The sequence below is a fragment of the Spirosoma liriopis genome, from assembly GCF_023196085.1.
Classification (GTDB): Bacteria; Bacteroidota; Bacteroidia; order Cytophagales; family Spirosomataceae; genus Spirosoma; species Spirosoma oryzicola.
The window spans coordinates 20,430-27,327 of the sequence record NZ_JALPRF010000017.1; the positions used below are offsets into that span (position 1 = coordinate 20,430).

Here is a 6,898-nt window from a genome sequence, read left to right on the forward strand (position 1 = left end):
TAGTTACAGTGCTTCGATTAATCAGCAGGCACTTCTGATACCCCTTTCGTAAAAACGACTTTTCTGTGCGGGTGACTTTACCCCGTCCAACGCACAACCCTCATTCTTCATTCCTACTGTTATGCAACGAGTCTTTACCTATTCTGTCACCAACCTGTTGTGCCTTTGCCTGCTCCTCGCATCGACCCTGGTTCGTGCTCAGCAATATTCTGGCCTCCAGTCGGGCGGAAAAACGATCCGTTCCGGTGATCCAGCCGTTGGCAGTAAGAAGAGTGACGGCGTCGGACGAAAGGTTGACGATGCACTCCAACGCGACCGCGTAGACCGGGCCCGCCAACTCCTCAAAAGCCATCCCACTCCGCTGGCCTTTGAGACGAACGTATTTGGGGGTAAGGCAGCCTACTGGATGGCTACTCCACAGGCGACTTTGCAGTTCTTCACCGATGGGGTCGTATTTGGGTTGACACCGAAGGCCGATTCGGCGCATCCCCAGCCCAAAGCCTATGGCTGGAAGATGCGCTGGGTAGGAGGGAACCCCTCGGCCCCGGTGGGCAAACAGGAGCAGCACGATAAAGGCGTGTATACCTACGTCGATAAAAAAGGCAGTCACCAGATTGGCCGGTACGGGGAACTGTGGTATGCTGATGTCTATGACCATACCGACCTGCGCTTCTACGGCAAGGGAGCCTCCGAACTGGAATATGACTTTGTGGTCAACCCCGGTGGTCGTCCCGACAGCATCCAGCTGGCGCTAGATGGTTTGTCTGGTTTGTCCGTTACCACAAAGGGGGAACTAGCCATGAAACTGCCTTTCGGCGAGCTGCGCAAGGCTCGTCCCTACGCCTATCAGCGCATTGGCGACAAGGAAGTGGCGGTTGCGGTTAGCTATAAACTACTGGGCGATCGCAAGGTAGGGTTTGAGCTCGGTTCCTACGATCAGAGCCAGCCGCTGGTCATCGACCCGGTAGTGATTTTGTGGAGTACGTTTCTGGGGGGGCAGTCCTCGCGGGAAATCAACGGGGGGATCGGCTTCGACGCTCAGGGCAACATCTTTCTGGCTGGCCACGTAACCGGTCCTGGTTTTCCGGTCACCGTGGGCGACAACTACTCTGATCCAACTACGCCTTTTACAAGTTACGTGGTAGGAACAACCTATCCGGGTACGTACAAGCCCTTCGTGATGAAACTGTCGCCGGATGGCAATCAGGTGTTGTGGAGTACTGTGCTCGATGCTAACGTCTATCATTTCATGACCGCTGGCCGGGTCGATCTGGCCGTGGGTAGCGATGGCAAACCCGTTATTGTTACTTCCACGGCTGGTGCGGGCAACGCATACACCACTCCTGGGGCTTTCCAGCCTACTCGACCTTCACCCGCGACGGACTACAATGGAAATAATGGCAATCATTATTTGTACGGTAATCCCGGAGGAGACATGTACATCAGCAAGCTGTCAGCTACGGGAACGGTGGAATGGGCGACCTACTATGGGGGAAGTAACAGTGATTATAACCATGTAACTGGGCAGACAACCCCCAATAGTACTATGGGTGTTGATGCCAACAACAACATTTATCTGGGAGGCACTACGTTTAGCACCGATTTACCAACCACGGCTGGCGTAGCACAACCGTCAAAAGGAGCAGGGGTAACGGGTGATTTCTTTCTGGCTTCCTTTAGCCCGGCGGGCACCTTCCGTTGGGGAACTTACTTGGGAGGTTCCGGCGTGGATTATCTGGCATCGGTAGCTGTTGAGCCATCGGGTACGAGTTATATGTATGGTAGAAGTAGCGCAGCGACAGGGATGCCTATAACCAAAAACAATATACCCAGTGGCTATACCGGAACAGCCGTAGCCTTTATCGCTAAAATGAGTTCGGCTGGGGGCTTACTGGCGTCAACGCTTCTTCCTTATGCTTCTCCGGTCACTACTTTGTTCGGTACAATGTACAGTGTTGCTCAGGACAACAATGGCGTGTATGTGGTGCTACCTTCTTTTAGAGCAAGTGCTAGCCCTTTGCCGCTATCGGGTAACATGCCGTTAGGTGCCAATGCCAATAGCTTAGTGATAGGGTTAGCGGCTCTCGATAAGACGGACCTATCACTCAAATACGTCAGGGCCATTGCCAATGCTGAAAATGTCACACTTGACTATTTAAGGCGGGAAGCGATCACCCTGACTCCCGATGGGAAAGGTAATTTGGTCATGATTTACAATCCAGTTGCGGACAATGGACTTTCTGGAAGAAAAGTACAGGCGCCAACTGTACAACAGTATGTGTCACCCGATGCCTGCATTACTACTCCGGCCTCGAACACGGCTATGGCAAATCCGGCCTACCTGATGACGCTCAACAGCCAGACTGGCGCTACCCAGTACGCCAGCTTCGTTAATTTCGTTGGTAAAGGTTACCTCTCTCATACCCGAGCCGTCATTCGAGACTGCAACATCTACGTCTATTCCAATACTTCAGACTACTTTCCGGCCTATCCCAATAACGCCAGTCTCGGGAATAACTCCCCGAACTCGGGTTTTTATCCCTGGACACCGTCGGCTTATGATGCTAATGGCAACGTTATAACAGGCTATTCAGGGCCCAAAGGCACCAACTACAATAACCTGCTGCTGACCAAGTTCGGACCCGTCCGCATCAAAACCAATACTATCACGGCAGCCAGCGGAACGTTCTGTCTCAACTCGTACGTCAGCCCCATTGTGGGCAACGATGTCTCGGCGGATCTCAATATCCCCGTTACCAACCAGGCCGAGCAGTGTCCACCGACTATTACTTACCAGTGGCAGCAGGCTAATTCCGCCAGTGGTCCCTGGTCCGACGTGGCCGATGCAACCAATAAGGATTACAGTCCTACCTGTTCAGGAGGAACCACCTACTACCGTCGGATTGCCTTTGGTACGAGTGCCGACTGGCTGGGCGGGGTCTGTAAAGATTCGCTCATCAGTGCCGCCGTCAGTATCAATTGCACTGCCAGTGTCACCCACAGCACCAACATTGCCAGCAAGCCCTACGCGCATTGCGTCGGGCAGCCCTTTATCCAAACTTTTGCCGTCGTTCCCGGCTCAGACGGCCCCCAGGCTCCTTACAGCTACCAGTGGGTAAAGGACGGCGACACGACGTTCGTTTCCAGCGGAACGATTGCGACCAATGGACTCTCACCCATTCCGACCAATCTAAGTAAGGACGGCACGTATTATCTGTTCGTGACCGATGCCCGGGGCTGTGTCAGCAGCGACACCCTCCAACTCACTACCCTGAACCTGGAAGCAGCTGGTGCCGCCACAATCCTGACCTGTAACCGGCCTACGGTAACGCTAGGACCAGCCTCGCCCCCCGACCTGGCGAACCAGTCCCTGACGTATTCGTGGAGTCCGGCAACGGGGCTGAGTGCGACCAACGTACTTAAACCCGTACTCACGTCATCGTCTATTCCGGCGAACACAACCCGAGTCTTTACGCTGACACCGACCTTAGACGGGCAGGTCTGTGCCTCCAGCCAGGTAACCGTCAGCAACAGCGCCCCCGCCCCACTGGCGGCCTTACCGAACCTGTCGGCCTGTCAGGGGCAAGTACTGACGTTAGGTCAGGGCCTAACCGCAGACCCCAATCTAACCTACGAGTGGGCACCCGGTATCGGCCTGGTCGACAATACAGTACTAAACCCTCGGCTGGAAACAGGGACAATGGGCCCCCAGGGTGTCAATACGTATACCTACTACCTGACTGGCTACAATACGGCTTCGAACTGTTCGGTGGGCACTCAGCAGGTAGTAACCGTCTACAAGACGCCGAATTACGCATTCAATACCAAGACCATGAAGTGTGGTGGTCAGGGATTGACCCTAGGCACCCCTAGTGAGTCGGGTATCAGCTACAGCTGGACGGGAACGATACTGACCGGTAGTGCGCCGGTAGCGCCCGTAGCCATGCTCAACAGTACGAGCCAGAGCCAGGCGCAGTTTACCCCGAACTCAACCCAGTACTTCAAAGTGCGCTACATCCGCACCAGTTCCAATACCGCCAATCCGGCCTGTAGCCGTCGGGACACCGCCGAAATCGACTACTTCCCGGTCTGCGGGCAAACCCAGAATTTTTGTGATATTGCTTTGCCTGTAAGTGCTACCGGCGTTTGCGCGGGCACCACTGGCGTAGCAATCGGACCTACCCGGACAGACGGTCAGGGTGATGTAACGTATACATGGTCTCCGCTAAATGGCCTGTTCGATCTCAATAGTCGCCAGCCTTTGACCGGCTCAGGTCCCCAATCGCCCCGTGTGTGGGCCCAGCCTAACTCAACGACCGAGTACACCCTGACGGCTACCTACAGCGGAGGCTACACCTGTAGGGTGGTCATCAAAGTATTTGCTGGTGCTGCTTCGTTGCCTAGTGTCAGCATTCCTCCTGATCAGGCTACCTGTGCAGGTAAACCTGTTCTGATCGGAGCACCTGCCATTACTGGCTATTCCTACCAGTGGAGCCCAACGGCGAACCTGTCCAATCCAAACATCGCTCAGCCAACCTTCACGCCGGGCAATTCGGGCACCTATACCGTAACCGCGACCGACGTGGTCAGCGGTTGTCAGGCAAGAGATACGGTTAGAATAACGGTGCAGAGTTTACCAATTCCCATAGGAGGGCCGGGCACCCGATTCTGCCGCACCCGGGCGAGTACAACCGTAAACCTGGGTACGCCAGGACCGACCAACCTCAACTACCAGTGGACCGTTATTGGTGGCTCAGCTACGATTGCCAACTCGACCAGTAACGTAACGACAGCCAGCATTCCAGCCCAGACCAGCAATGTCGTTTTCCGGCTAACCGTAACCGACCCTACATCGGGCTGTACCAATACCAGTACGATAAGCTTCACGAGTGTAGCGGGTCCGGTTTTAGCCGTTACCAATCTGAAAAGTTGTAACGGCGGTACCGTTACCCTTGGCGAAGGGCTCACCGACGGAACAGCATCCTACACCTGGACATCTGCTTCCAGCGGTAACGGCCTGACACCGACGGAGGCAGCCAAACGCTATCCGACCGTAACCACCACGGGTGCTGGTCCCTGGGTCTACACCGTAACGGCATCGTACGACGGCAGTTGCCCTACCACGGCCAATGTCACCGTCAATCCGGCCACTATCCCAACGGTCAATACCGTCACGGGATCAGTCTGTTCGCCAACGGGCATCCTGCTGGCGGTTACCAACCCCGCTGCGGTAACAGACTGGACGTTTAACTGGTCCCCATTCAGAGGTGTGTTAGGACCTCCGGTCGTCAACTTCCCGGATGGAACAGCCTCTAATGACAGCATCCGGGTTAGTCCGACCGTAGCAACCTCCTATACCCTGACGGCTACCTCACCGGGCGGCTGCGTACAAAACTACGTATTCGATGTACCTGTTCCGACCTATGTCGCGCAGGCCAAAGACGTCACGCTCTGTCTACCGGCAACTACGAATCCCGTCATTGGACTAAGCAACAGCATTCCGGCGGGCGCTACGGTGCAGTGGACAGTACTGGCCGGCTATACCAACCCCACCACTAGCAACCGGTTGTCGAGCGCTACCAGTGCCAATCCGTCTTTCATTGTCACTGATAACCCAGCTCCCGGCGTCTATCGCTATCGCATTGCCGTGACCAGCAATGGCTGTACTACCTATGCCTACCAGGATATCAAAGTATCTACCATCACTTTGTCCGCGGGTACTGATAAATCGGCTTGTTCCGGTAATTGCGTAACGATTGGTTCCTTAACAAACGGCCCTTACTCGTACAGTTGGCGTACGGTTCCTAGCTCAGCAGCAGGATTGGCTACCATTCGGGACGTTAATAATTATCAGACGGTTGTCTGTCCTACCCAGACCACTACGTACGAATTATCAGCTACTGATCCGTTGACAGGCTGTGTCGCTACCGATCAGGTTCTGGTGTCGGTGGGCCAGGCACCTACCCTGACTGTACAAAGCACACTAACGGCATGTCAGAACAGCGACGGCAACGCCCGGATAGACTTGACCAGTGCCATGCCTCAAAGCAACGGTACGGTAAGCTACTGGCTGGATGCCAACGCACGGAGCGTACCCGTTGCCAACCCAACGGCGGTGGGAGCTGGTACGTATTACGTCAAAGCTACGTCTGCGGACGGCTGTACTACTATTCTCCCCGTTACGGTAAGCTTTAGCGAATTACCAGTACTCGCAGTAAGTACGATTGCTTGCCGGTCATTTGGCACATATTCGATTCGGTTCTTTAAGCAACCGTCAACGGCGGTTGTTACGGCAACAGCGGGTCTGGTGCAGGGCGATAGTGTCTATGCTATTCCAGCGGGTCAGAATGTAACACTCACGGTGAGCCTGAACGGCTGTAGCAGTACAACGTTGGTGACGGCACCCGTATGTACGTTCTGCACCCAGGCGGCTGTTTCAGTAACGCCGAGCAGTTGTGTAACGGCTACTAACCAGTATACACTTAGCGGTACTGTCAGCCTGACGAATGCCGCAGCGGGTAGCCTAACCCTAACGGCTGGCAGCAGCAGTACAATCGTGGCGGTAACAGCGGGACAATCAAGCGTTCCCTATTCGCTGACGGGCTTAATCAGTGATGGACAGATACACACAGTAACACTAAGCGCATCGACGAGTTTATGTAATCCAGTAAGTACAACCTACACAGCACCAGTGAGCTGTAGTGTGGCTCCTAAAGCCTCCCTAGGGGACTACGTGTGGGTGGACGCCAACAAGAATGGCATCCAGGATGCCGGCGAGTCGCCGATTGCGGGGGTTGTCGTGACCTTGTACACCAACGGGGTGGCCTCCCTGACGACGACCACCAACGCCAGCGGGCTTTACAGCTTCACGGGTCTGACCCCGGGCAGCAGCCTGAGC

At 55.0% G+C, this 6,898-nt stretch carries 1 protein-coding gene; it reads left to right on the plus strand.

What is annotated here, in order from left to right; all coding sequences use genetic code 11:
* Positions 1–121: 121 nt before the first annotated feature.
* Positions 122–6,898, plus strand: a 6,777-nt coding sequence (locus M0L20_RS29895) for a DUF7948 domain-containing protein (protein WP_290428936.1), incomplete at its 3' end; no start/stop codon positions are given.